This is a genomic window from Streptomyces sp. NPDC059866 (assembly GCF_042731325.1).
GTDB classification, from domain to species: Bacteria; Actinomycetota; Actinomycetes; order Streptomycetales; family Streptomycetaceae; genus Streptomyces; species Streptomyces flavusporus.
Genome location: NZ_JBHWJT010000011.1, coordinates 17,853 through 40,592, shown reverse-complemented (window position 1 = coordinate 40,592; position 22,740 = coordinate 17,853). Strand labels below are relative to the sequence as shown.

Genomic DNA, 22,740 nt, shown 5'->3' with positions numbered 1-22,740 from the left:
CAGAAAATTACTAAGCGGTAGCTTTTGAGGGGTCCTCCTCGCGTACCGTCGACCGCCGGTTCCACGCGCGCGGCGCCCGCCAGTGGAACCGCATGGCCAGCAGCCGCAGGACGAAAGCCGTCACGGCCGCAAGTCCGCTGGTCAGCGGGGTCAGGGCGTCGAAGCGGATACAGAACGCCACCATCGTGGCGCCGACGATCGCGGGGACGGCGTACAGATCACGGTCCCAGCGCAGCAGGGACGGCACCTCGTTGGCGAGGACGTCCCGCAGCACACCGCCCCCGACGGCGGTGGCGAGGCCGAGGGCCGCGGAGGCGTGCAGGCCGAGTCCGTACTCGTACGCCTTCGTCGTGCCCGCGACGCAGAACAGGCCGAGGCCGGCCGCGTCGAAGACGTTCACGCCGGTCTGGATGCGTTCCACCTGCGGGTGCAGAAAGAAGACGAGGAGCGCGGCGAACAGCGGGGTGACGAAGTACCCCAGATCCGTGAACGCGGCCGGCGGTACGGCCCCGATGACCAGGTCCCGGAACAGCCCGCCGCCCAGCGCGGTGACCTCGGCGAGGACGGCGATGCCGAAGACGTCGAAGTTCTTGCGGACGGCCAGCAGCGCGCCGGAGATGGCGAAGACGAAGATGCCGATCAGGTCGAGCGTGTGCTGGACGGAAGGGCTGAACAGTTGCTGGAGCACCCGAACATTCTGACGCGCGACGGGGCGTGCACCTGCCGAAGCAAGGTGCACGCCCCGTCACACGGCTACTTGTCGGACGCCTTCGGGTTGTCGTCGGCGCCGTCGGAGGTCACGGTCTCCTCCGAGGGCTCCGAGTCCGAACCCGACGAGTCCGAGTCCGAACCCGGCGAGCCCGCGGCGTCCGAATCCGGCGAGCCCGCCGACTCCGAGTCCGCGGCGTCCGAACCCGACGAGTCCGCCGCGGCCGAATCCGACGAGTCCGCCGCGGCCGAGTCCGGCGACTCCTCGGAATCCGACCCCGCCGACTCCGCAGCCACCGCCTTCGCCACGGCCGCGCTCGTCTCCGCCGACTCCGCGAGCACCTCGTCCGCCACCAGCTCCGCCGCCTCCTTGGCCGCGGTGAGCAGCACCGTGTCCTGCGGGGCCTGGTCCTCGAAGTTCTCCGGGTGGTGGCAGGCCACCTGCTGGCCGGGGCGCAGCTCGAGCAGCGGCGGCTCGGTGGTCTTGCAGATCTCCGTCGCCTTCCAGCACCGGGTGTGGAAGCGGCAGCCGCTCGGCGGGGAGATCGGCGAGGGCACGTCGCCCTTGAGCAGGATGCGCTCGCTCTTGGCCGACTTGCGGGAGGGGTCCGGGATCGGCACCGCCGACAGCAGGGCCTTGGTGTACGGGTGCATCGGCGACCGGTACAGCTTGTCCCGGTCGGCGAGCTCGACGATCTTGCCGAGGTACATCACCGCGATCCGGTCGGAGACGTGCCGGACGACCGACAGGTCGTGCGCGATGATCACGTACGTCAGGCCCAGTTCCTGCTGGAGGTCGTCCAGCAGGTTCACGACCTGCGCCTGGATCGACACGTCCAGCGCGGAGACCGGCTCGTCGGCCACGACCAGCTTCGGGTTCAGAGCCAGCGCGCGGGCGATGCCGATGCGCTGACGCTGGCCGCCGGAGAACTCGTGCGGATAGCGGTTGTAGTGCTCGGGGTTGAGACCGACCACCGACAGCAGCCGCTGCACTTCCTTCTTGATGCCGCCCTCGGGCGTGACGCCCTGCAGCCGGAAGGGGGCGCCGACGATCGTGCCGATGGTGTGGCGCGGGTTCAGCGACGAGTACGGGTCCTGGAAGATCATCTGCACATCACGGCGCAGCGGACGCATCCCGCCGACGCCGAGGTGTGTGATGTCCTTGCCCCCGAACTCGACCGTACCGGCCGTCGGTTCGAGGAGCCGGGTGATCAGGCGGCCCATCGTCGACTTGCCGCAGCCGGACTCGCCCACGACGCCGAGGGTTTCGCCGGAGCGCACCTCGAAGTCGATGCCGTCCACCGCACGGACCGCGCCGACCTGCCGCTTGAGCAGGCCCTTGCGGATCGGGAAGTGCTTCTGCAGCCCGGTCACCTTCAGCAGGGTCTCGCCGGGGGCGGCGTCCGTGGTCAGCGTGGCACCGCCGCTCTGCGCAGGGCTACTCACTGCTTTTTCCTCGCTCACAGCTTCGGCGCAATCTCTTCGGTCCAGATCCGCTCCCGCTGCTCCTGCGACATGTGGCAGGCGGCCCAGTGCCGGCTGCCGACCTCGGTCAGCTCGGGGCGGACCGTGCGGGTGACGTCGTCCTTCGGGATGTCCGCGTACGGACAGCGCGGGTTGAAGGCGCAGCCGGACGGGAGGTTGATCAGAGAGGGCGGGGAGCCCTTGACCGGGACGAGGCGCTCCTGCTGCTCACGGTCCAGGCGCGGCATCGAGCCGAGCAGGCCCCAGGTGTAGGGGTGGCGGGGCTCGTAGAACACCTTCTCGGCGGGGCCGCGCTCCACGCAGCGGCCGCCGTACATCACCAGCAGGTCGTCGGCCAGTTCGGCGACGACACCCAGGTCGTGGGTGATGACGATGACGGCGGAGCCGAACTCCTTCTGCAGATCGCGGATCAGGTCGAGGATCTGCGCCTGGACGGTCACGTCGAGGGCGGTGGTCGGCTCGTCCGCGATGAGCAGTTCGGGGTTGTTGACCAGCGACATCGCGATCATCGCGCGCTGGCGCATACCGCCGGAGAACTCGTGCGGGTAGTTGTCGACCCGCTTGTCGGGCTGCGGGATGCCGACCCGGTCGAGCATCTCCACCGCGCGCCGCCTGGCGGTCTTCTTGTCGACGTCGTGGTGGATGCGGTACGCCTCCACGATCTGCTGGCCGATCGTGTAGTACGGGTGCAGCGCGGACAGCGGATCCTGGAAGATCATCGCCATCTCGCGGCCGCGCATCCGGCGCACCTGGTCGGCGGGGGCGGACAGCAGCTCGGTGCCGTTCAGCCAGATCTCGCCGGAGATCTGCGCCTTGCGCTTGCCGTACTGGCCGGCGGTGTGCAGGCCCATGATGCCGAGCGAGGTCACCGACTTGCCGGAGCCCGACTCGCCCACGATGCCGAGGGTCTTGCCCTTCTCCAGCTGGAAGCTGAGCCCGTCGACGGACTTGACCAGGCCGTCGTCGGTCGGGAAGTGCACCTTCAGGTCGCGCACTTCGAGGAAGGCGGTCGGGGCGGCAGCGGTGGTGGGCTCGCCCACGGCCGCTCCGGTCTTGCTGAGTTCGGTCATGCGAGCCTCACTCGGGGGTCGATCACGGCGTACAGGATGTCCACCACGAGGTTGGCCAGGAGCACCGCGAGGGAGGTGATCAGGGTGACGCCCAGGATGATGGGCAGGTCCTGGGTCTTGATGGCGTTGAGCACCGCCTGGCCGAGGCCGGGCAGGCTGAACGTGGTCTCGGTCAGGATCGCGCCGCCGATGAGGGCGCCGAGGTCCATGCCGAGCATGGTCAGGATCGGCGTCATCGTCGAGCGCATCGCGTGCTTGCCGATGACCACCTGTTCCCGCAGGCCCTTGGCGCGTGCGGTGCGGATGTAGTCCTCGCCGAGGATCTCCAGCATGGTGGCGCGGGTGATCCGGGCGTACATCGCCGCGTACAGGAACGCGAGGGTGACCCACGGCAGGATCATGCCGCCCAGCCAGCCGGAGAAGCTCTCCTCCAGCGGCACGTACTGCCCGTCGATCCAGCCGAGTCCGTAGCTGAAGATCGCCAGGCTCAGCAGACCGGTGAAGTAGATGGGGAGGGAGACACCGCCCAGGGCGACGACCATCGCGCCGCGGTCCCACAGGGTGCCGCGCTTGAGGGCGGAGAGCACACCGGCGGCGACACCGAAGACCAGCCACAGCAGCGCGGCACCGAGCGCCAGACCCAGGGTCACCGGGAAGCGGTCGGTGAGCACCGGCCAGATGGCCTGCTCGCTGCGGAAGGAGTAGCCGAAGCAGGGCGCGGAGCAGTGCGTGACGTCACCGCCGGCCGCGTAGGTGCGGCCCGCGAAGATGCCCTTGAAGAACTCCCAGACCTGAACGTAGATCGGGTCGCCCAGACCCAGCTTCGTCCGCACGGCCTCGACGGCGGCGGGGTCGGCCTGCTTGCCCACGAAGCTCGTGGCGATGTCGACGCCCACCCACTTGGGGACGAGGAAGAAGATGCTGAAGACCACCACCATGATGACCACCAGCATCACTGCGGCGGCGAACAGCCGCCTGATGAGGTAAGTGAGCACAGCTCTCGGCCCGCCGCGGACCGCGGGCCACCGGAGGTCGTCCGATGGCCCGCGGTCACGCCACGCCGGCCTTCACCTGCCTTTCGTGCCGTACGGCGGGTGTGCCGGGTTTACTTCGAGCTCTTCAGACCGAGGTTGACGAAGTCGTACATGCCGCTGTAGCCGTCGGACGTGTAGACGTTCGCCAGGTCGCTCGAGCGCCAGTTGATGAACTTCTCGAAGACGAAGGGCAGGTAGTAGCCGCCCTCCATCACCTTGTGGTTGATCTCCGTGGCGATCTTGGCCTTCTCGGCGTCGTCCAGCTCGTTGACGTAGTCGTCGAACAGGCCGTCGATCGTCTTGTCCTTGATCAGGGCGTAGTTGTTGTTGCCGCTCTCAAGGATGTAGCTGCTGTCCCACAGCGGCAGACCGAAGCCCTGGACGGTCGGGAAGTCGGGGCCCCAGCCCATGATGATGATGCCGAACTTCTTCTTCTCGACGTTGGAGGGGCTGCCGATGATGCCGCTGGTCTGCGAGCCGTCGTACTGCTCGATCTCGGCCTGGATGCCGACCTTCTTCAGCGAGGCCTGGAGGGACTCGGCGGTGGCCACCTCGACCGGCTTGTTGTTGCGGACCGCGATGGTGGTCTTGAAGCCGTTCGGCTGACCGCAGGCCTTCAGCTCTTCCTTGGCCTTGGCGACGTTGCCGCTCTTGTTGGCGGTGGCGAGCTCGAACGGGTCGTACTTCTGGCCCTCGGAGCCCGGCACGGACGGCGGCAGCATGTTGGTGCCGATGTCACCACCGGCGATGGGGCCGCCGCGCGCGGTCTGCAGGGAGACGTGGTCGGCGCCGTAGATCACGGCCTTGCGGCAGTGCTCGTTGTCGAACGGCTTCACGCTCTGCGGGAAGACCGCGTAACGGATGTAGCCGGAGACCGGGTTGTCCAGGTTGGCCTTGTGCTCCTTCAGGGCGGTGGTGCGGCCCTGCGGCGACATGCCGGTCTGGTTGATGTCCAGGTGGTAGTCGCCGTTGATCAGGCGCTGGTCCATGTCATTGGCGTTGGAGAAGAAGTTGACCGTGATCGCGTCCGGGTAGGCCTTGCGGAGCGGGTCGGAGGACTGCTTCCAGTTCTCGTTGCGGACCAGCTTCAGGGACTTGCCGGGCTCGTACGACTCGAACTTGTACGGGCCGGAGGAGAACGGGTGCAGGCCGTACTTGGACTTGGTGTCCTTGTCCTGGCGCACCGGCGAGGCCGAGACCAGGGCCAGCATCTCCTCGAAGTCCGAGTTGGCCTTCGGCAGCTTGAAGATGATGGTCTTGTCGTCGGGCGTCTCGATGGCCTTCAGACCGAGCTTGTCCTTGGACTTGTCCTTGTACGGGCCCTGGTACTCGCCCTTCGGGTCCAGGACGTCCTTCAGGTAGACCGGACCGCCGGCCAGCACGTCCTGCGCCCAGACGCGCTCGATGCCGTACTTGACGTCCTTGGAGGTGATCGGCTTGCCGTCCTCCCACGTCACGTCGTCACGCAGGGTGTACTTGTAGGTCTTGCCGTCGTCGGAGACCTCGGCGAGCCCGGTGGCGAGGTCGGGCGCCAGCTCGGCGCCGGCCTTGCCCGGCTCGGCCTTGTTCGTGACGAGCTGGCGGGCGTAGTAGCGGGAGAAGTTCCACATGAAGCCGTAGTAGCCGCGCGTGGTGTCCCACGAGTCGGCGTCCTGGGCACCCGCGAACTTCAGCGTGCCGCCCTTCTTGGCCAGGTCGGCCTGGGCGACCTTGTTGTTGGCGGCGTCGAAACCGGCCGCGCCGTCCTTCGAGCCACCGTCGCCGTCGCCGTTGCCGCCGCCGCACGCCGCCGTGGTCAGCAGCGCGGCGACCACGGCGGCAGCGGCCATGGCCTGCTTGCGCCGCCCTGAGGTGCGTTGGGTAGTCACGATCTCGGATCCTCCGGATTAGATGAGAGACCCCGTGCTTTGGGCCACGGGTCGCTTGGGGTACGGCAGTTCAGCGGGAGCCCTTCGGGTCCAGCGCGTCACGCACGCCGTCGCCGAAGAGGTTGAAGGCAAGAACGGTGAGGAAGATCGCCACGCCGGGGACCACCATGTACATGGGGTCCGAGTCGTAGTAGTCGATCGCGTTCGAGAGCATCTGCCCCCAGGAGGCCGTGGGCGGCTTGACGCCCACGCCCAGGAAGCTGAGTGCCGCCTCGGTGAGGATGTTGGTGGGGATCATCATCGTCGTGTAGACGATGATCGGTGCGACCAGGTTGGGCAGCAGCTCCTTGAAGAGGATGTACAGCCGCCCGGCGCCCAGCGATCGGGCCGCCTCGACGTACTCGCGCTCACGCAGCGAGAGCGTCTGGCCGCGCACCACGCGTCCGATGTAGGGCCAGCCGAAGAAGCCGATGACCAGGATCATCACGAACAGGCGCACACCCGTGCCGGTCAGTCCCAGCATCTCGTTCGGCATGACGGAGACCAGCGCGATGATGAACAGCAGCTGCGGGAAGGCCAGCAGTCCGTCCATCACCCGGCTGATGACGGAGTCGACCCAGCCACCGAAGAAGCCGGCGAGGATGCCCAGCACGGTGCCGAGGATGACGGCGACGACGGCGGACAGGAAGCCGACGAGCAGCGAGATCTGGGCGCCGTAGACGATCCGGGCGAAGATGTCGCGGCCGCTGACCGGTTCGACGCCGAGCAGGTGCTCGCCGCTGATGCCGCCGAAGGAGCCGATGGGGGTGCCGAAGAGCGGGTCGATCAGGTCCTCGTGGTGGGCCTCGGGGTCCTGCCCGACCAGTCCGGTGATGACCGGCGCGAGCACGGCGACCAGGATCAGGAGAAGCACCACGATGCCGCCCGTGAGGGCCAGTTTGTCGCGTTTGAGGCGCTCCCAGGCGATCCGCCCCAAGGACCGGCCCTGTACGGCCTTCGCGTCGCCGCTGACCAGCGCCGCTTCCTCGGCCGCACTCGGGGCCGCTTCCGCGGTCGGCTCGTGCAATGGTGCCGTCATCTGGCAGGGACCCCTCTCAACCGGCGGTAACCGGCCCGCACTTGCCGCTGTAGCGGCGTGATCAGTCCGTCGTACACAGGGGCGCCCTCCGGACGAAGACGCGGAAGAACACCCCTGGAGCGGGAGTCTTCAACGCTTTGGCGATCTGTTGCCAGACTTGACGGTGAATGGATGCGTAACCGTGATGCTGTCCTGGGGTTTCCGTTATCCGGACAGTGGTTAACGGGGGTCGGACGGGTGCCAAGTGGGGCGATTGGGACAAGAGGTATTTTTCTACCCTTGTCTACGCGCGAAGAAGAAGCCCTGGTACGGACCACAGGAGCGACAGGGGGCCGGTTCCGGTCAGTACCGTCCCTGGACCGGCGGAAAGCCGTACCCGGCCGCCGGCGCCTGGGCCGGGGCGGCGGCGTGCGCCTCACGGTCGTAGAAGGGGCGGGCGTTGGCGCGCAGCCACATCGCGACCGGGTCGCACTCGTCGGACATCGCGACGGTCGACACCGGCAGCCCGTCCGGGACCGCGCCGATGGACTGCTGCATCATCGTGCGCACCGAGTCGACGGCGGGCGGCGAGGCGTCGTACACATCCAGCCCGATGGCGAGGTACGGCGCCCCGAGCGCGGGCTGCACCCAGGCGCGGCGCAACGAGCGGACGGCCGGGGTGCGGTGGGCGTTCTGCGACAAAAGGGCATAGAACTGCGGAATCTGGATGCCGGGTTCGGACAGCCGCAGCGGGCCCGACGGCTGTCGGTCCAGTCCGGTGGCGATCCGGCGCAGGTCGAGCCAGGGGATGCCGACGCCGCCGCCGGGGGCGTGCGGGTTCAGCCAGAGGCCGTAGTGGTCGGGGTAGAGGGTGCGGGCGACGTCGACTCCGTCGACGACCTCATAGGAGCGGTTCCAGCCGCTGGCCGACAGCTCCTGGGCAGAGGTGACGCACGGGGCGTAGCCGTACCCCTCGACCTCCATGTTCCCGTACTGGGCGTCCGGGGAGCCGGCCTGGCCGTGCCAGAGCAGCATCCAGATCTGGCCGGAGGACGGGGTCGCGAGGGCGCGCAGCAGTGCCTCGTAGGCGTCGTAACGCCCCGGCGTCACCTGGCGCAGCATGTGCTCGACCTGGCCCGCCGCGATGCCGCTGGCGCTCACTTGTACCGCCCCTTCACTGAGTTCGCCCAGAGTATGAAACCAGCTTATGCGCCCAAGAGCTCGGGGCTCGTTGTCCGTCGGCGAGTGCGGGTTTTCGTTGTGACTTGTCGCGCCCACGGTGGGCGAGGAGCCGCATATCGGACACAGCCCCGCGCCCCCGGGGGGACTCCCCTGACGGACGTTCAGAAGTCCCGCTGGTAGAAGGGGCGCACCCGCTCGCGCAGCCAGGTGACCACCGGGTCCTGCGCCACGTCCATGAGGACCAGGTTGACCGGCCACTTCACGGGGACCCTGCCCAACGCCCGGCCCAGCGCGTCCAAGGGAGCCGCCCGTTGATCGCCCTCCCACTGGGAGAGTTCGATTCCTACGAACATCACCGGGTCCGCCGTTTCGATCGCCGCCAGGCAGCGACGGGCCGTCAGGACCACGCCGATGCCCTCGAACTCCGCGGACGCCGCCGCGAGGAAGTCGACCGGGTCGTCCTGCCAGTCGGGTTCGAAGAGGCGGACGCGGCCGCCGCTCGTGAGCCCGTCGAGCGGGGTCCGCCCGGCCCGGCACAGTTCGGCCACGGCGGGCGGCGGCAGCGGGATGCCGACCACGCCGCCCGGGTTGACGACGATGCCCGCCTGCGGGGGCAGGCCGCGGGCGAACTCCACGGCCGGGGCCACGGTGTACGACATGTGGGAGCCGACGACCTGCCGGAACTGTTCCTCGGAGCTGAAGACCGGCACGTAGGCCTGGCCCTCGATGTCCAGCGTGGGCAGGTCGAGCGGGCCGCTGTGCGGGCCGCCGCCGTTCGGCAGCGGCACCCACACGAAACTGCGGCCCAGCACCTCGACGATCCGGCCGCCGGCCGAGGGCACACCGAGGGAGGCCGACAGCACCTCCTCCAGCTCGTTGCCGGGCCATCCACCGTGCGGATGGGGGTGCGCCTGCGCCGGGAAACCCCCGGAAAGGTCCGGGGGGAAGTCCGCCGGGAAGTCGTCCATCTGCCTACCGCCTGCTCCGTACCTCTACTGCGGCTGAAAGGCTAACGCCCCTCACGGGGCGGAACCCCTCAACCCACGAAGCCGATGCGGCGCAGGGTGTCCGCCGCCTCCCGGTCGAGGAGGACCGCGCCGCCGCAGCCGTGCGGCAGGTCACCGCGTTCCGTACGGCGCACCAGGCGGCCGGCCGCCCGGCGGTGGCGCAGGAACGCGTACCGCGAGACCCCGCGGCCGCGCTCGCGCTGGCCGGCCAGGGCCTGCTCGGGGGTGACGTCGAGCAGCAGCATGTGCAGGGTGCCGCCGCGGCGGCGGGCCTCGCGGGTCAGCCAGGCACGCACCCAGGCCTGCGTACCGCAGTCGTGCACGACGACCGGCTCTCCGGTGCGCAGGGTGCGGCGCAGTCCGGCGTAGTGGGCGAGGCGGACGAGGGGCCGGTAGACCGCGTACGGCAGCCAGGCGGGCATACGGCCGTCCCAGCGGTCGCGGGTGTCCTGGGAGTCGATGCGCAGTCCGCGCACCGCCCTGCGCATCAGGGTCGACTTGCCGCTGCCGGGCAGGCCCGTGACCACGACGAGGTCGCGGGGCCCGAAGAGCAGCGCGTGCGGGCTGCGGCCCTCCCGCTCGCGCAGGTCGCGGACGACGGGTGACGGCAGCGGAGCGCACGCCTCCCTGGCCGGGGTGGTCGGCTGCTTGGGCAGCGCGAGGCCCGAGGTGGTGGCGTACGCCGTGGTCCTGTTCACCGTGATCGTCCTCCCCTGGGGCGGTTCACGAGTTCCCATCCCCGTCGAGTGTAAAGAGAAGGTAATGCTCGGCGTCTCCTGTTTCCGTCCCCTTCCTGCAACAACGCTGCTACAGCATGCCCAGCCCCGCTGTGCGGAATCTGTGCGGCCGCTGTTCGCCGGCCCGGTAAAGGCCCGGCAAGGTGACCCTGCCGCACCCGGCCGATGCATGCAATGATGGCCGCGCCAACTGCATACCGGCCGCTTGAATCCGCGCGGGAGAGTCCCCGGCAGCACTGCCGTCGGGGCGCCGAAGGAGCAAGTCCCTCCCTTGAATCTCTCAGGCCCCGTTACCGCGCGGGCGAGGCACATCTGAAAAGCGGGCCCTGCGTGCAGTGGCCCCACCCAAGGTGCAAGCCAGGACCGACAAATGGTCATGGCGAACCTCTCAGGTTCCGATGACAGATGGGGAGGAACGACCTTCCCGTCATGCCCTTGGAGACCGACCGATGAGCAGTACCGCACTCCGCCGCACCGCGCTCGATGCCCTGCATCGCTCGCTCGGCGCGACGATGACCGACTTCGCCGGCTGGGACATGCCCCTGCGCTACGGCTCCGAGCGCGACGAACACCTCGCCGTGCGTAACCGGGCCGGGCTCTTCGACCTCTCCCACATGGGCGAGATCACCGTGACCGGCCCGCAGGCCGCCGCCCTGCTGGACTACGCGCTGGTCGGGAACATCGGCGGCGTCAAGGCCGGCCGCGCCCGCTACACCATGATCTGCCGGGCGGACGGCGGCATCCTGGACGACCTGATCGTCTACCGGCTCGCCGAGACCGAGTACATGATCGTGGCGAACGCCTCGAACGCCCAGGTGGTGCTCGACGCGCTGACCGAGCGGGCCGACGGGTTCGACGCCGCCGTCCGCGACGACCGGGACGCCTACGCCCTGATCGCCGTCCAGGGCCCGGAGTCCCCCGGCATCCTGAAGTCGCTCACCGACGCCGACCTCGACGGCCTGAAGTACTACGCCGGTCTGCCCGGCACCGTCGCCGGCGTCCCCGCCCTGATCGCCCGCACCGGCTACACCGGCGAGGACGGCTTCGAGCTGTTCGTGCAGCCGGAGCACGCCGTCGCGCTGTGGCAGGCGCTGACCGAGGCCGGCCAGGGCGTCGGCCTGGTCCCGTGCGGGCTGTCCTGCCGGGACACGCTGCGCCTGGAGGCAGGCATGCCGCTGTACGGGAACGAGCTGTCGACCTCGCTGACGCCCTTCGACGCCGGACTCGGCCGGGTCGTGAAGTTCGACAAGGAGGGCGACTTCGTGGGGCGTGCGGCCCTCGCCGAGGCCGCCGAGCGTGCCGCTTCCGAGCCGCCGCGCGTCCTGGTCGGCCTGGTCGCCGAGGGCCGCCGGGTGCCGCGCGCCGGGTACGCCGTGGTCGCCGGCGGAGCCGTGATCGGTGAGGTCACCTCCGGTGCCCCCTCCCCCACGCTGGGCAGGCCGATCGCGATGGCGTACGTCGACGCCGCGCACTCGGCGCCGGGCACGCCCGGGGTCGGCGTGGACATCCGGGGCAGCCACGAGCCGTACGAGGTCGTGGCGCTGCCCTTCTACAAGCGCCAGAAGTAGCCACCGGGCCGCGGGTCCGGCGTGACCCCGCGCACATTTCCCCTGCTCACCCGCAATTCCAGCAGTCCCCCATTCATCAGCACTCCCCCGCGTACAGGAGAATTCAGGCCATGAGCAACCCCCAGCAGCTGCGCTACAGCAAGGAGCACGAGTGGCTGTCGGCCGTCGAGGACGGCGTCGCGACGGTCGGCATCACGGAGTTCGCGGCCAACGCGCTCGGCGATGTCGTCTACGCCCAGCTCCCCGAGGTGGGCTCCACGGTGGCCGCGGGCGAGACCTGCGGCGAGCTGGAGTCGACCAAGTCGGTCAGCGACCTGTACTCCCCGGTCGCCGGCGAGGTCACCGAGATCAACGAGGACGTGGTGAACGACCCGTCCCTGGTGAACTCCGCCCCCTTCGAGGGCGGCTGGCTGTTCAAGGTGCGCGTCGCCGAGGAGCCGGCCGACCTGCTCTCCGCCGACGAGTACGCCGCCCACACCGCCGGCTGAGGAGTCGTAGCCGTATGTCCGTACTGAACACCTCGCTGCACGAGCTCGACCCGGCGGTGGCCGCCGCCGTCGACGCCGAGCTGCACCGTCAGCAGTCCACCCTCGAGATGATCGCCTCCGAGAACTTCGCGCCGGTCGCGGTCATGGAGGCGCAGGGCTCGGTCCTGACCAACAAGTACGCCGAGGGCTACCCGGGCCGCCGCTACTACGGCGGCTGCGAGCACGTCGACGTGGTCGAGCAGATCGCGATCGACCGCATCAAGGAGCTGTTCGGCGCCGAGCACGCCAATGTGCAGCCGCACTCGGGTGCGCAGGCCAACGCGGCCGCGATGTTCGCGCTGCTCAAGCCCGGTGACACGATCATGGGTCTGAACCTCGCGCACGGCGGTCACCTGACCCACGGCATGAAGATCAACTTCTCCGGCAAGCTGTACAACGTGGTGCCCTACCACGTCGACGACTCCGGTGTGGTCGACATGGCCGAGGTCGAGCGCCTCGCCAAGGAGCACAAGCCGAAGCTGATCGTCGCCGGCTGGTCGGCCTACCCGCGCCGGCTGGACTTCGCCGCGTTCCGCCGGATCGCGGACGAGGTCGGCGCGTACCTCATGGTCGACATGGCGCACTTCGCCGGGCTGGTCGCGGCCGGACTGCACCCGAACCCGGTGCCGCACGCGCACGTGGTCACGACCACGACCCACAAGACGCTGGGCGGCCCGCGCGGCGGTGTGATCCTGTCCGTTCAGGACCTCGCCAAGAAGATCAACTCGGCGGTGTTCCCGGGGCAGCAGGGCGGCCCCCTGGAGCATGTGATCGCGGCAAAGGCGGTGGCGTTCAAGGTCGCCGCCTCGTCGGAGTTCAAGGAGCGGCAGACGCGGACGCTGGAGGGCGCCCGCATCCTGGCCGAGCGCCTGGTGAAGGACGACGTGAAGGCCGTGGGCGTGGATGTGCTCTCCGGCGGTACGGACGTCCACCTGGTCCTCGTCGACCTGCGCAACTCCGAGCTCGACGGGCAGCAGGCCGAGGACCGGCTCCACGAGGTCGGCATCACGGTCAACCGCAACGCCGTCCCGAACGACCCGCGCCCGCCGATGGTGACGTCCGGCCTGCGCATCGGTACGCCCGCGCTGGCCACCCGCGGCTTCACGACCGAGGACTTCGCCGAGGTCGCGGACGTCATCGCCGAGGCGCTGAAGCCGTCCTACGACGCGGCGTCGCTGAAGGCCCGGGTCGCCGCCCTCGCGGAGAAGCACCCGCTGTACCCCGGCCTGACGAAGTAACCCGCTTCCCGGGGCACCGCGCACACTGGGAGGTGAGCGCGGTGTCCCGCACCTTGTTCCACCCCTGTACTGAGGAGTCACCGTGGCCATCTCGGTCTTCGACCTGTTCTCGATCGGCATCGGCCCGTCCAGCTCCCACACCGTGGGCCCCATGCGCGCGGCCCGCATGTTCGCCCGCCGGCTGCGGGGCGAGGACCTGCTGGACTCGGTCGTCTCGATACGCGCCGAGCTGTACGGCTCCCTCGGCGCGACCGGACACGGGCACGGCACACCCAAGGCGGTACTCCTCGGCCTGGAGGGCGCCTCGCCGCGGACCGTCGACGTCGAGACCGCCGACCAGCGGGTGGAGGACATCAGGTCCGCGGGCCGGATCCGCCTCCTCGGCGAGCACGAGATCGCCTTCGCCTACGACGACGACCTGGTCCTGCACCGCCGTAAAACCCTCCCCTACCACGCCAACGGCATGACCCTGTGGGCCTACGACGCCGCCGGTGCCGAACTCCTCTCCAAGACGTACTACTCGGTGGGCGGCGGATTCGTCGTCGACGAGGACGCGGTGGGCGCGGACCGCATCAAACTCGACGACACCGTCCTGAAGTACCCCTTCCGCACGGGCGACGAACTGCTGCGCCTGACCAAGGAGACGGGCCTGTCCATCTCCTCCCTGATGCTGGAGAACGAGCGCGCCTGGCGGTCCGAGGAGGAGATCCGCGAGGGCCTGCTGGAGATCTGGCGGGTGATGCAGGCGTGCGTGTCGCGCGGCATGTCCCGCGAGGGCATCCTGCCGGGCGGGCTGAAGGTACGCCGCCGTGCCGCCGTCTCCGCCCGCCAACTCCGCGCGGAGGGCGAGCCGTTGGCACACGCCATGGAGTGGATCACGCTCTACGCGATGGCCGTGAACGAGGAGAACGCGGCCGGCGGCCGGGTCGTCACCGCCCCCACCAACGGCGCGGCGGGCATCATCCCCGCGGTCCTGCACTACTACATCAACTTCGTGCCGGGCGCCGACGAGGACGGTGTGGTCCGCTTCCTGCTCGCCGCGGGCGCCATCGGCATGCTCTTCAAGGAGAACGCCTCCATCTCCGGCGCCGAGGTCGGCTGCCAGGGCGAGGTCGGCTCCGCCTGCTCCATGGCGGCGGGCGCGCTCGCCGAGGTGCTCGGCGGCAGCCCCGAACAGGTCGAGAACGCCGCCGAGATCGGCATGGAACACAACCTCGGCCTCACCTGCGACCCCGTCGGCGGCCTGGTCCAGATCCCCTGCATCGAACGCAACGGCATGGCCGCGGTCAAGGCCGTCACGGCGGCACGCATGGCGATGCGCGGGGACGGCTCGCACAAGGTGTCGTTGGACAAGGTCATCAAGACGATGAAGGAGACCGGCGCGGACATGTCGGTCAAGTACAAGGAGACGGCCCGGGGCGGGCTGGCGGTGAACATCATCGAGTGCTGAGCGCGTCACCCGCGCCGCAAAGGGGAATCATCGACTCATCAACTCCCGTCCCCCCACAGGCACTCCAGGGAGCGCCCATGCTGCGCGGCATCGACGTCAGCTCGTACCAGTCCTCCGCCTACGACACCGACGGGCTCTCCTTCGTCTTCATCAAGGCGACGGAGGGCCGTTCGTACGTCAATCCCAAGCTGTCCGCCCAGACCAAGCGCGGCCGTGACGCCGGGCTCGTCGTCGGCTTCTACCACTTCCTCTGGCCGGGCAACCTCACCGCCCAGGCCGAGTACTTCGTCAAGCACGCCCCGGAAAAGGGCAACGACATCCTCGCCGTCGACTGGGAGACCACCGGCGACGGCACGCATGCGAGCAACGCGGAGAAGGACCGCTTCATCCGGAAGGTCAAGGAGCTGCGGCCGGGCAACAGGGTGGTCCTCTACTGCAATCGGCATTACTGGCTGAACGTCGACGACACCTCCTACGCCGGTGACGGCCTCTGGATCGCCGACTACGTCACGGCGGGCAAGCCCCGCATCAAGGCGAAGTGGCGCTTCCACCAGTACACGGACGATCCGATCGACAAGAACGTGGCCGACTTCGCGAGCAAGGCCGCGCTCCGGGCCTGGGCCGAGGGCGCCTGACGACCGCGCCGGCCTTCCCTCGACCAGGCTCTGAAAGACCCCGAGCGCGAAGGCCCTACGCGCGGAACTCCGGCTTCCGAACCGACGAGGCCGCCGCCAGCGCCTCGGTGACCTCCGCGACGCCGGCCCGCAGACCGTACACCGGGGTGTCGGGCTGCTGGCGCCAGGACTCGTCGATTCCGCCCGCGTCGACCGTGTCGAAGCCGAGCTCGTCGATCAGGGCCCGCACCTTCCGCTTCGCCGCCTCGTCGTCGCCGGCCACCGGGAGGGCCATGCGGTCGGGGGCGCCGGCAGGGCTCGGGCGCTCCAGGATGTCCTGGGCGAAGGTGCCGTTGAAGGCCTTGATCACGGGGTGGCCGATCTGGCGCTCGGTCCAGCGGCTCTCGGTGAGGCCCTCGTCCTCGATCGCGGCGATCCTCCCGTCGCGCTCCTTGGGGTAGTAGTTGCCGGTGTCGATGACCGCGACGCCCTCGGCCGCCTCGTCCAGCAGGCCGGACGGCAGGTCCGGGACCGCCTTCACCGGGATCGTGATCACCACGATCTCGGCGCCCCGTGCCGCCTCCTCGACCCTGACCGGCGTGGCGCCGGTCTCTCCTGCCAGTTCCTTGAGGGTGTGCGGGCCGCGCGAATTGGCGACGGAGACGTCATGGCCGAGGGCGGTGAGCCGACGGGTCAGGTTGCCGCCGATGTTGCCGGCGCCGATGATGCCGATCTTCATGACAGGACCTTCCGAGGTGGATGCTCGTTGTGACGGGCAAACCCCGGGCCGAACCCGGCTATTCCGGCGGATACGGCAGACGTGCATCCGACGCCGGACATGACGAAGGGGCGCCCGTCGCCGACCGGCCGGGCGCCCCTTGCGCGCGCGTCACTTGTTCAGGTACATCCAGAACTCGTCGAACGACATGCGCTTGTCGCCGTCGAGGTCACGGCTGGCGATGACGGCCTCGGCGATCCCCTGGGTGACGTTCCAGTCGCCCTCCTGCGTCAGAGCGGTCCTGAACTCGGCGGCGGTGATCACACCGTCACCGTCCGAGTCGATCCGCTCGAACTGCTTGCGCGCTTCCTCGATGTCCGCCACCGATTCGCCCTCGTCTCATGCTGTGTCCGTCGTGCTGACGAAGGTCAGATTAACGGGCCGGGTGAGCGCGCAACGCGGCGACCACCCAAGTGAACTCCTCCTCGTGCGCAGACTGGCGTTCGAGGCCGTTCAGGACGGCCGAGAGCTCGCGGTACCGGGCGACGCGTGCGTTCGACGCCGCCGTGAGGCGCTCGAGCACGGCGGCCCGGTCGGCGTTGCCGAGCAGGCCGCGCAGGATGTCGTCGGCCTCCGGGGCGTCCGGGGAGATGCCCTTGCGCAGCGCTTCCCCGGCAAGCTGCACCAGGCGGCTCATGAACCACAGGGACGTGCCCGCCGGGATCTCCGGTCCGCGGTCGGCCGCGTTGAACTCGACCATCCTGCGCATCAGTGCCCGGAAGTCCGGGTCCTGGATCAGCTCGGCGAGCTCCACCCATGCGTCCACCTGCTCGGGGGTCGGGTCGTCGGGCAGCTCCGCCGCCGCGAACCGCAGCCGGGTGCGGATGTCGGGGTCGGCCGTGTCGAGGCCGTCGAAGATCTCCGCCATGAAGTCCTCGACGATCCGCCTCCGCTCGGCGGCCGACAGCCGTGCCAGCTTGTTCATCAGGGTCATCTCCTCTGCGGTCGAGCCGCGTCGCGCCACGGTCGACAGCACCGCACGGGTCACCTTGAGCGAGCGGATCTGCGCGTCCAGCGCCGCCACGTGCGCGGCGGCGACCTCCGCCACGGTCCGCTCGCCGGCCAGCACCTTGCGGACGTCGTCCAGGCCGAGGCCCAGCTCACGCAGGGTGCGGATCAGTTCCAGGCGGGCGACGGACCCGGCGTCGTACAGCCGGTAGCCGCCCGTGGAACGGGTCACCGGGGGCAGGGCGCCCTCGTCGGACCAGTAGCGGATGGTGCGGACCGTCAGTCCGGTGGCGCGGGCCAGCTCGCCGATGGTGAAAAGCGAAGTGCCGTCGTCGATCATGTCTGCGAGTGTGGGCCTTCCAGCGGGTGGAGACTCAAGGAGCGGGGGCGCGTTCATGGCGGAGACTCTGCGGGACATTCTGGACGCGGCGGCACGGGGCGTCTTCCCGCCCGCGGACGGCGGCACGACGATCGTGCCCCAGTCCTCTCCCCGGGACGCCGGTGTCCTCGCCTTCACGGCGCACTCCGTCGTCTTCACGGACGAGGACCCCGACTGGGTACGGGCCACGCTGGCCGCCGTCAACGGCGACCCGCTCGCCGCGACCATGAACGCGCGGTTCCATGCGGCCTTCATGGAGCGTACGGGGCGTGGGACGGACACCATCGACGTGATGGCCGTGGGTTCACCGCTCCCGGGCGGACCGTCCCTCGCCCTGACGGAGATCGCCGACCCCGGGCATCCCCGGGTCGTCAGTTCCCGCAGGCGGCGTGACGGCGTGCGGGTGTGGGCGGCGGACGGCGGTGTGCTCGTCCTGGGGCGGGGGATCGCCGGGCGGCTGGAGGTCGCGGTGGAGGTGGCGGAGGCGGTACGCCATCGGGGGCTGGGGCGCCGGCTGGCGGTGGCCGCCCGGCAGCTGTCCGGGGGCGAGCCCGTGTGGGCCCAGGTGTCGGCGGGCAACGCCCGTAGCCTGCGGGCGTTCCAGGCGGCCGGTTACCGTCCGGTGGGGTCGGAGGCGCTGTTCCTCACCCCTTGACGCGCACTCTCAGCGGTCCACCACCCGCATCTCGAACCAGGTCGTCTTCCCCCGGGGCAGCAGGTCCACGCCCCAGCGGTCGGACAGCTTGTCGACCAGGTCGAGTCCCCGGCCGCTGACGTCCATCTCCTGGACCGGCATCAGACAGGGCAGCCCACGGGACGGGTCGCGGACCTCGATGCGGATCCAGCCGGGCCGACGGCGCATACGGAGGCCGAAGACCCGGGCGCCGGTGTGCCGTACGGCGTTGCCGACGAGTTCCGAGACCAGTAAGACGGCGTCCTCGGTCACCTTCGGGGGCAGGCCCCAGTGGCGCAGAACCACCACCTGGGCGAGCCGGCGCGCGGTGGCCGCGGACTCCGGGCGGGACGGCAGCGGAACCTCTGCCTTTGTCGGGTTGCCGAACAACTCGAGCGCCTTGAGCGCCCGTTCGTCCTCGACCGCGGGCGACCAGCGCGCCACAGTCGCACGGCCGCGTCCTTGCGGCTGTTCGATGCCCTCGAGCCCCGCCATGCCCCCATCATGGCCGCCCGGAACGGCCTCCGGGGCCGTTCCTGAGGAATACGCCCCCCGGAATACCTCATTCCGGGCGATCCGTTCGGCATATGCCGCTGGCAGTTCGGAGTCGCTCGCAGCCCATCCGACCTGCGAAGAAGGGTCGATTGACGGCAAAGGACCGGCTCCCTCGACAAGGCAGGCTTAAGGTTGCCTTAAGGCTTCCATAAACCGCCCCATCGAGGGACCCGGATCAGACACCGCGTCAATTGCAAGTGCTTCAGGGGCGTTTCCCCGGCGAGTTCGGGAGGAACTCAGAGGAACTTCGCCTTGCCCGGCCCCTCCTCCACGAAGCTGCGCATCCCGCGCTCCCGGTCCTCCGTCGCGAACAGCCCGGCGAACCAGTTCCGTTCGACGGCGAGTCCCGTCTCGATGTCGGTCTCCAGGCCCGTGTCGACCGACTCCTTCGCCGCGCGCAGCGCGAGCGCCGGACCCTGCGCCAGCTTCGCCGCCCACGCGTGTGCCGTCTCGTAGACCTCGGCCGCCGGGACGACACGGTCCACCAGGCCCAGTGTCAGCGCCTCGTCGGCCTTCACCATCCGGCCGGTGAAGATCAGGTCCTTGGCCTTCGACGGGCCGACCAGCCGGGCCAGCCGCTGGGTGCCGCCGGCACCGGGGATCAGGCCGAGCAGGATCTCCGGCTGGCCCAGCTTGGCGTTGTCGGCGGCGATGCGGTAGTCCGCACAGAGGGCGAGTTCGCAGCCGCCGCCGAGCGCGTAGCCGGTGACGGCGGCGACGACCGGCTTGGGGATACGGGCGACGGCGGTGAAGGAGTCCTGCAGGGCACGGGCGCGCAGGACCATCGCGGTGTGGTCCATGGCCTGCATCTCCTTGATGTCCGCGCCGGCCGCGAACACCTTCTCGCCGCCGTACACGACCACGGCGCGCACATCCTCGCGGCGCGCGGCCTCTTCGGCGAGTTCCTTGAGCCGGTCCTGCGTCGCGACGTCCAGCGCGTTCATGGGCGGACGGTCGAGACGGAGGGTGCCGACGCCTTCGGCGACTTCGAGATTCACGGTCATGCAGGTCAGGTTAACGGGGACTAACGGCGTCGGCCCCGGTGCCGTACCTCACACCGGGGCCGCAATCCGACGAGTCGTTTACGCCTTCCACTTCTCCCACGACATGTTCCAGCCGTTGAGCCCGTTGTCCGGGTCCACGGTCCGGTCGTTGGAGTTCTTGACGACGACCACGTCGCCGAGCATCGAGTTGTTGAAGAACCAGGCCGCCGGCGCGCCCTTGTCCCAGCCGCCGCGCACATCGCGCAGGCCGATGCAGCCGTGGCTGGCGTTGTAGCTGCCGAAGGCGCCGCCGGCCCAGTAGTTGCCGTGCAGGAAGGTGCCGGAGGTGGTCAGGCGCAGGGCGTGCGGGACGTCCTTGATGTCGTACTCGCCGCCGTAGCCGACCGTCTCGCCGTTCATCCGGGTCACCACGTGCTTCTCGCTGATGACCATCTGGCCGTTCCAGGTCTCCATGCCCGCCTTGCCGGTGGTGACCGGGATGGTCTTGACGACCTTGCCGTCCCGCATGACCTTCATCGTGAGCTTCTTGGCGTCGACGACGGAGACCTGGTTGCGGCCGATGGTGAAGGAGACGGTCTTGGCCTGCTCGCCGTAGACGCCGGGGCGGCCCTCGACGCCGTTCAGATTGAGGTCGACGGTGACCTTGGTGCCGGCCTTCCAGTACTTCTCGGGCCGGAAGTCGAGGCGGTCGTTGCCGAACCAGTGGCCCTCGACCTCGACGGCCGGCTCGGTCTTTATCCTTATCGCCTTCTCGACGTCCTCGGGGTTGGTGATGCCCCGGGTGAAGTTCAGGGAGAAGGGCATTCCGACGCCGACCGTGGAGCCGTCCTCGGGGGTGAAGTGGCCGATGAACGTGTTCTGCGGCGTCAGGGTGGTGAAGTCGGAGTCCTCGGCGCTCTTCCGGCCGGCGGAGTCCTCGGCGACCGCGTGCACCTGGTACTTGGTGGCGGAGGCCAGGTGGGTGGACGGCGTCCAGGTGGCGCCGTCCTTGGATATCTCGCCGGCTATCTCGGTGCCCTTGGCGTCCTTGACGACGACCTCGGTCAGCTTGCCCTTGGCCGCGGTGACCTTGAGGGCGCCGCTGGTGTCGACGGACTTGGCGCCGTCCTCGGGGGCTATGGTGACGGCCGCCTCGGACTGCTTGCTCTCGGCGGTGGCGGTCCCCTTGCCCTTGCTGCCGCCCGACGCTGCTCCTGAGCCGCCCGAGTCCGAGCCGCCGCACGCCGTCACGGCCAGCAGCAGCGCGCCGGCGATCAACGCCGGCAGCCGCCTGCGTCCGCGCCCCCCGCGCGCGTCAACCGAAGCCCCCGATATCGGTCGCACGTTCACGTTGTTCTCCCCTCAACGGGCCCCGGACCGGGCCCTCGTGCGGGCCTCGTCGGACCCGCCTCCCCCGCGCGTCCCGCGCGCACGGCGCATATTAACCACATGACCAGGGGGGTCGGCGCCGCACGAGTGTCACCGTTCCGTTCCAACATCGACAACCTGTGCGACCGCCAAGCCGCCGTACCGAAGGGTCACTTCACAGCACTGCCCGCTTTCCACGCATTCCATCCCATGTTCCAGCCGCCCAGCCCGTTGTCGGGAGCGACCACGTCGTCCTTGCTGTTGACGATCTCGACGACGTCCCCGACGAGAGTACGGTCGAAGAACCAGCCCGCCGGAGTGTCCGAGCTGCCGCCCTTCACGTCGCGCAGCCCCACACAGCCGTGGCTGACGTTGGTCCGGCCGAAGACGTCGGCGGGCGCCCAGTAGTTGCCGTGCAGGAAGGTGCCGGAGTCGGTGAGCCGCATGGCGTGCGGGACGTCCGGGATGTCGTACTCGCCCTTGCCGTCGGGCTTGCGGAAGCCGACGGTGGCGCCGTTCATCCGGGTCACCTCGTGCATGTCGGTGACCACCATCTTGCCGTTGTACGTCGTCGTCTTCGGTCCGCCGGCGGTGATCGGCACCGTGCCGAGCAGTTCGCCGTCCCGGCTGACCTCCATGGTGTGTGCGGCCGCGTCGACGAGTGAGTACTGGCTGCGGCCGACGGTGAAGGTGAACGTCTTGTGCTGCACGCCGTAGACGCCGGGCGCGCCCTCGACGTCCCTGAGGCGGAGGGTGACGGTGACCTGGGTGCCGGGCCGCCAGTACTTCTCGGGGCGGAAGTCGAGGCGGCCCTTGCCGAACCAGTGGGGGCGGATCTCGACGGCCGGTTTCGCGCTGACGTGGACGGCGCGTTCGACGACGGCGCGGTTGTCGATCTCCCGGTTGAACTCCAGGGAGACGATCATGCCGGTGCCGACCGTGGAGCGGTTCTCCGGGGTGACGTAGGCGATGAAGCGTTCCTCGGGGACGTACGTCGTGAAGGTGGCGTGCCGGGCCGAGCGGCGGCCGTCGGAGTCCCGGGCGACCGCATGGACCGTGTACTCGGCGGCCAGCGCGAGTTTCTTGTCGTCGGGTGTCCAGCGCCGGCCGTCCGCGGAGATGCGGCCGGGCACCGGGGTCTCCTGGGCGTCCTGGGACTTGACGACGTCGACCGATTCCAGGCGCCCGCCGGCCACCCGTACGGACAGCGTCTCGTCGGGGCGGACGCCCTTGCTGCCGTCGTCCGGCGAGATGCTGATGACGTGCTCGGGCGTCGGGGGTTTGCCGAGCGTGCCGAGCCCGCTCAGGCCGCCCGACGTGCAGCCGGCGGCTCCCGTCAGCAGTCCGGCCCATGTCAGTACGGCGGCCAGTGCGGCCCTCGCGCGCCGCGCGCGCCCATGTGCATGCCTCACAAACATGCCCAACGATCGGGCCCGCCCTGGGGAAACGTGAGTGCGAGCCAAGCTCTGGGCAGAACAGTGGGGAGGACGACGCGACGGGGGGATGCGGAG

General features: G+C 69.6%; 22 protein-coding genes and 1 riboswitch. Of the genes, 6 read left to right on the top strand and 16 right to left on the bottom strand.

The features are described 5' to 3' along the window. Positions 1-10 precede the first annotated feature (10 nt). The 9 genes from ACFV7R_RS18400 to ACFV7R_RS18360 all read right to left on the bottom strand — a co-directional run bounded on the left by ACFV7R_RS18400 (position 11) and on the right by ACFV7R_RS18360 (position 10,109). Positions 11-688 (bottom strand): trimeric intracellular cation channel family protein, encoded by a 678-nt coding sequence (locus ACFV7R_RS18400; protein ID WP_385264475.1) that lies wholly within the window; start codon positions 686-688, stop codon positions 11-13. A gap of 65 nt (positions 689-753) precedes the next feature. Then, positions 754-2,154, bottom strand: coding sequence for an ABC transporter ATP-binding protein (locus ACFV7R_RS18395; RefSeq protein WP_385264474.1), 1,401 nt, complete (start codon positions 2,152-2,154; stop codon positions 754-756). 14 nt (positions 2,155-2,168) lie between these two features. Then, a complete protein-coding gene (locus ACFV7R_RS18390; protein ID WP_385264473.1) occupies positions 2,169-3,263 on the bottom strand; it encodes an ABC transporter ATP-binding protein in 1,095 nt (364 codons plus the stop codon). Further along, complete coding sequence (locus ACFV7R_RS18385; protein WP_385264471.1) at positions 3,260-4,258, bottom strand: ABC transporter permease; 999 nt, start codon at positions 4,256-4,258, stop codon at positions 3,260-3,262. Before ACFV7R_RS18385 ends, ACFV7R_RS18390 begins: the two co-directional genes overlap by 4 nt. A 110-nt stretch (positions 4,259-4,368) precedes the next feature. Next, positions 4,369-6,165, bottom strand: a complete 1,797-nt coding sequence (locus tag ACFV7R_RS18380) for an ABC transporter substrate-binding protein (RefSeq protein ID WP_385264469.1) — start codon at positions 6,163-6,165, stop codon at positions 4,369-4,371. Positions 6,166-6,235: 70 nt separating this feature from the next. Further along, entirely contained in the window at positions 6,236-7,243 is a 1,008-nt protein-coding gene (locus ACFV7R_RS18375) for an ABC transporter permease (protein WP_129800462.1), read from the bottom strand. Between the two features lie 342 nt (positions 7,244-7,585). Then, the gene (locus ACFV7R_RS18370; RefSeq protein WP_385264468.1) at positions 7,586-8,383 is read right to left on the bottom strand and encodes an enhanced serine sensitivity protein SseB C-terminal domain-containing protein; all 798 of its coding nucleotides are present in this window, start codon (positions 8,381-8,383) and stop codon (positions 7,586-7,588) included. 182 nt (positions 8,384-8,565) lie between these two features. Then, positions 8,566-9,372 carry an enhanced serine sensitivity protein SseB gene (locus ACFV7R_RS18365; protein ID WP_385264467.1) on the bottom strand — a complete coding sequence of 269 codons (807 nt, stop codon included), beginning with the start codon at positions 9,370-9,372 and terminating at the stop codon, positions 8,566-8,568. 68 nt (positions 9,373-9,440) lie between these two features. After that, entirely contained in the window at positions 9,441-10,109 is a 669-nt protein-coding gene (locus ACFV7R_RS18360) for an AAA family ATPase (RefSeq protein ID WP_129800465.1), read from the bottom strand. A gap of 245 nt (positions 10,110-10,354) precedes the next feature. Next, positions 10,355-10,454, top strand: a riboswitch (glycine riboswitch). Positions 10,455-10,597: 143 nt separating this feature from the next. Here ACFV7R_RS18360 and gcvT point away from each other — a divergent pair. The 5 genes from gcvT to ACFV7R_RS18335 all read left to right on the top strand — a co-directional run bounded on the left by gcvT (position 10,598) and on the right by ACFV7R_RS18335 (position 15,566). Continuing rightward, positions 10,598-11,716: a glycine cleavage system aminomethyltransferase GcvT gene (gene gcvT, locus ACFV7R_RS18355; RefSeq protein WP_385264465.1), complete on the top strand. Its 1,119-nt coding sequence runs from the start codon at positions 10,598-10,600 to the stop codon at positions 11,714-11,716. 110 nt (positions 11,717-11,826) lie between these two features. Next, the gene (gene gcvH / locus ACFV7R_RS18350; RefSeq protein ID WP_385264463.1) at positions 11,827-12,204 is read left to right on the top strand and encodes a glycine cleavage system protein GcvH; all 378 of its coding nucleotides are present in this window, start codon (positions 11,827-11,829) and stop codon (positions 12,202-12,204) included. A 14-nt stretch (positions 12,205-12,218) separates the two neighbouring features. After that, positions 12,219-13,481: a serine hydroxymethyltransferase gene (gene glyA, locus ACFV7R_RS18345; protein WP_385264461.1), complete on the top strand. Its 1,263-nt coding sequence runs from the start codon at positions 12,219-12,221 to the stop codon at positions 13,479-13,481. 82 nt (positions 13,482-13,563) lie between these two features. Then, on the top strand, positions 13,564-14,931 hold the full coding sequence (locus ACFV7R_RS18340) for an L-serine ammonia-lyase (protein ID WP_385264459.1): 1,368 nt from the start codon (positions 13,564-13,566) through the stop codon (positions 14,929-14,931). A 77-nt stretch (positions 14,932-15,008) separates the two neighbouring features. Continuing rightward, the gene (locus tag ACFV7R_RS18335; RefSeq protein ID WP_385264458.1) at positions 15,009-15,566 is read left to right on the top strand and encodes a glycoside hydrolase family 25 protein; all 558 of its coding nucleotides are present in this window, start codon (positions 15,009-15,011) and stop codon (positions 15,564-15,566) included. Positions 15,567-15,621: 55 nt separating this feature from the next. Here the strand turns inward: ACFV7R_RS18335 and ACFV7R_RS18330 are convergent, their stop codons facing one another. The 3 genes from ACFV7R_RS18330 to ACFV7R_RS18320 form a co-directional block, all read right to left on the bottom strand. Continuing rightward, positions 15,622-16,371: an NADPH-dependent F420 reductase gene (locus tag ACFV7R_RS18330; protein ID WP_385264456.1), complete on the bottom strand. Its 750-nt coding sequence runs from the start codon at positions 16,369-16,371 to the stop codon at positions 15,622-15,624. Positions 16,372-16,434: 63 nt separating this feature from the next. Next, complete coding sequence (locus tag ACFV7R_RS18325) at positions 16,435-16,647, bottom strand: EF-hand domain-containing protein (protein WP_385264454.1); 213 nt, start codon at positions 16,645-16,647, stop codon at positions 16,435-16,437. Positions 16,648-16,696: 49 nt separating this feature from the next. Further along, positions 16,697-17,611 carry a MerR family transcriptional regulator gene (locus ACFV7R_RS18320; protein WP_385264452.1) on the bottom strand — a complete coding sequence of 305 codons (915 nt, stop codon included), beginning with the start codon at positions 17,609-17,611 and terminating at the stop codon, positions 16,697-16,699. Positions 17,612-17,666: 55 nt separating this feature from the next. On the opposite strand from ACFV7R_RS18320, the gene ACFV7R_RS18315 reads away from it, so the two are divergent. Beyond that, positions 17,667-18,305, top strand: coding sequence for a GNAT family N-acetyltransferase (locus ACFV7R_RS18315; RefSeq protein WP_385264451.1), 639 nt, complete (start codon positions 17,667-17,669; stop codon positions 18,303-18,305). Between the two features lie 9 nt (positions 18,306-18,314). Here ACFV7R_RS18315 and ACFV7R_RS18310 read toward each other — a convergent pair whose 3' ends face one another. The 4 genes from ACFV7R_RS18310 to ACFV7R_RS18295 all read right to left on the bottom strand — a co-directional run bounded on the left by ACFV7R_RS18310 (position 18,315) and on the right by ACFV7R_RS18295 (position 22,641). Next, on the bottom strand, positions 18,315-18,818 hold the full coding sequence (locus ACFV7R_RS18310) for an ATP-binding protein (protein WP_165396360.1): 504 nt from the start codon (positions 18,816-18,818) through the stop codon (positions 18,315-18,317). A 296-nt stretch (positions 18,819-19,114) separates the two neighbouring features. Beyond that, positions 19,115-19,882 (bottom strand): enoyl-CoA hydratase/isomerase family protein, encoded by a 768-nt coding sequence (locus ACFV7R_RS18305; protein WP_129800477.1) that lies wholly within the window; start codon positions 19,880-19,882, stop codon positions 19,115-19,117. 78 nt (positions 19,883-19,960) lie between these two features. Beyond that, entirely contained in the window at positions 19,961-21,211 is a 1,251-nt protein-coding gene (locus tag ACFV7R_RS18300; RefSeq protein ID WP_385264449.1) for an Ig-like domain-containing protein, read from the bottom strand. A 188-nt stretch (positions 21,212-21,399) separates the two neighbouring features. Further along, the gene (locus ACFV7R_RS18295; RefSeq protein ID WP_385264781.1) at positions 21,400-22,641 is read right to left on the bottom strand and encodes an Ig-like domain-containing protein; all 1,242 of its coding nucleotides are present in this window, start codon (positions 22,639-22,641) and stop codon (positions 21,400-21,402) included. Positions 22,642-22,740: the final 99 nt, after the last annotated feature.

Coding starts and splice junctions, on each gene's coding strand:
- ACFV7R_RS18390 (WP_385264473.1), bottom strand. CDS start 3,263: ATGACCGAACTCAGCAAGACCGGAGCGGCCGTGGGCGAGCCCACCACC.
- ACFV7R_RS18375 (WP_129800462.1), bottom strand. CDS start 7,243: ATGACGGCACCATTGCACGAGCCGACCGCGGAAGCGGCCCCGAGTGCG.
- ACFV7R_RS18365 (WP_385264467.1), bottom strand. CDS start 9,372: ATGGACGACTTCCCGGCGGACTTCCCCCCGGACCTTTCCGGGGGTTTC.
- gcvT (WP_385264465.1), top strand. CDS start 10,598: ATGAGCAGTACCGCACTCCGCCGCACCGCGCTCGATGCCCTGCATCGC.
- gcvH (WP_385264463.1), top strand. CDS start 11,827: ATGAGCAACCCCCAGCAGCTGCGCTACAGCAAGGAGCACGAGTGGCTG.
- glyA (WP_385264461.1), top strand. CDS start 12,219: ATGTCCGTACTGAACACCTCGCTGCACGAGCTCGACCCGGCGGTGGCC.
- ACFV7R_RS18335 (WP_385264458.1), top strand. CDS start 15,009: ATGCTGCGCGGCATCGACGTCAGCTCGTACCAGTCCTCCGCCTACGAC.
- ACFV7R_RS18330 (WP_385264456.1), bottom strand. CDS start 16,371: ATGCACGTCTGCCGTATCCGCCGGAATAGCCGGGTTCGGCCCGGGGTT.
- ACFV7R_RS18320 (WP_385264452.1), bottom strand. CDS start 17,611: ATGATCGACGACGGCACTTCGCTTTTCACCATCGGCGAGCTGGCCCGC.
- ACFV7R_RS18315 (WP_385264451.1), top strand. CDS start 17,667: ATGGCGGAGACTCTGCGGGACATTCTGGACGCGGCGGCACGGGGCGTC.
- ACFV7R_RS18310 (WP_165396360.1), bottom strand. CDS start 18,818: ATGGCGGGGCTCGAGGGCATCGAACAGCCGCAAGGACGCGGCCGTGCG.
- ACFV7R_RS18305 (WP_129800477.1), bottom strand. CDS start 19,882: ATGACCGTGAATCTCGAAGTCGCCGAAGGCGTCGGCACCCTCCGTCTC.